This window comes from Pediococcus argentinicus (assembly GCF_001437605.1).
In the GTDB taxonomy this organism is placed as follows: domain Bacteria; phylum Bacillota; class Bacilli; order Lactobacillales; family Lactobacillaceae; genus Pediococcus; species Pediococcus argentinicus.
In genome coordinates this window covers 1-1,551 of sequence record NZ_JQCQ01000067.1, presented here as the reverse complement: position 1 = coordinate 1,551, position 1,551 = coordinate 1, and the positions used below count along the sequence as shown (strand labels likewise).

Genomic DNA, 1,551 nt, shown 5'->3' with positions numbered 1-1,551 from the left:
TGTCAAACGTTTTTGAAAATGTCCGAAAATGATTAAAACATGAGTGCACCTTTTGGTGCACTTTTTTATCCATTCATAATCGCAAAAGCTAATTGATGATTGTGTTCAAAGCGTTTACGATTGTCTCTTCGCCATGGGTGTGTAAGCTTAGGTATTTGCTTAACTATCCTGGGCTTACTTGGTTGATAATCAATTTCTTTAGATACAGGTTCTACAGGTAAAACTTCCATCATTCTTAAAATTCGATCGTCAAATGTTACGTAATAGTTATTCAAGAAGGTTTTTACAACTTCCACCTTCGTTTTATGAGGTAACATCACCTGGTGATCTTGGTTGTTTAAAGACCACGTCTTGTTTTCAAAGCTAATACAGTGACCGCGATCTACAGTTCGTTCTTCCATGGTAATTAGAGCCATTTCAATATCTTTTGATTTCATTTGTCCTGAAAAGACATCCATGGTACTTTTAATTGGAAGACCAAATTGTTGATTAAATTTAGGGATAAAGTTATTAATCAAGAATGTATTTGCGTCTTCAATATTTTGAATGTTTTTTAAAAACATTTCATTAATTAAACGGCTTTGGAGAGTTTCAAAGACTCTTTCCACACGGCCTTTGGCTTGTGGAATGCTTGTTGTAGAAAGTTTAGTGCCTAAGGTACTACAAGCGTAACCAAAGTTTGTGAGCGTATCCGAAGTGGTGTTCGGATGCGCTTTTCTTTTGTAATCGAATATAGTACGACGATCCGTTAGGATCTCTACAGGTGTGCCATAGGATTCCAATATTTGTGAAAGGACCTGATAGTATCCTTTTAAGGTTTCTTGTTCATCAAAGTAGGCTCCAATTATTTGTCCAGTTCGATCATCAATAGCCAAATGTAGAAAAGATTTATGGGCTCCAAACCATATTTCCTGAGACGCATCCATTTGAACCAATTCTCCAAAATATTTCTTTCTTGGACGTGAAGGATGGGCTTTTACTGCTTCTACGTCTTGTACAGCTTGATATGTGGCTTCTTCTCGTTTTGACAGTAACCTCTGATATTGTTTAGTTTCCAACTCTTTTCTGATTCTTCTTTTGGTTTTTCTTTGTGTTTTAGGTGAAACAACATGTCGAGCCGTTAGTATTTTTAAAACGGAAGAATATGAAATGTTCAGTTGTTCTTCGTTATTTAGAAACTCAGAAAAATGTTTAATATTGAATCCGTTGTACTTAGTCAGGTATAGATTCACTATTTTGTTTTTGACATCTTTATTAAACTTCAACTGGGTATGCAAGCGGTGATTTCCGTGCTGGAAGGCCAACTTGCCTTGGCTTAGGTATTGAAGACGAAGTCTTCTGATGGACCGTTCACACAGTCCTAGCTCTACAGAGGCCCTTCTAATAGACTTCCTGTTATTGACTACTGCTTTAATTACATCGTATTTATTATGTTCACTGGGTGTCAAAATAATTTTCCTCACTAACTCCGCCTCCAAATAGAATTATTCTACCTGATTGGCGGACATTTTTAATTATGTTTAGTTTGGACATTATCATTTATGTTCGACA

The 1,551-nt window shown here is 36.0% G+C and carries 1 protein-coding gene; it reads right to left on the bottom strand.

Features of this window, described 5'->3' with window-relative positions; genetic code table 11:
* Nucleotides 1-65 precede the first annotated feature (65 nt).
* A complete protein-coding gene (locus IV88_RS08900; RefSeq protein WP_057800538.1) occupies nt 66-1,463 on the bottom strand; it encodes an ISNCY family transposase in 1,398 nt (465 codons plus the stop codon).
* Between the last annotated feature and the right edge of the window lie 88 nt (nt 1,464-1,551).